Annotated in this window: 1 pseudogene; it reads left to right on the top strand. The window is 72.1% G+C overall.

Annotation, left to right across the window (positions count from 1 at the left end):
* Positions 1-244: pseudogene (locus SB771_RS36400) on the top strand (type II and III secretion system protein family protein); the annotation flags it as partial.

The following is a 244-nucleotide window of genomic DNA, read 5'->3' as shown; positions in this document are numbered from 1 at the left end:
CAGTCGTACAACGGCGGGTCCGGTCCCGGCACGGCGGCCTATATCCCGACGCTCGGCGCACCCGTTGCGTCCGCCTTCAACCTGGTCGTGAACGCGGCCGGGCACGGCATCTTCGCCGACCTGTCGCTGCTCGAAGCGAACAACCTGGCGCGCGTGCTCGCGGAACCGACGCTCGTCGCGCTGTCCGGCCAGAGCGCCAGCTTCCTCGCCGGCGGCGAGATTCCGGTGCCGTCGCCGCAGGGGC

Origin of the sequence: Burkholderia sp. SIMBA_051 (assembly GCF_046534915.1) — a bacterium.
Classification (GTDB): Bacteria; Pseudomonadota; Gammaproteobacteria; order Burkholderiales; family Burkholderiaceae; genus Burkholderia; species Burkholderia ambifaria.
Note: the sequence above shows the minus strand (reverse complement) of the source record. Positions and strands in the feature narration are given on the sequence as shown.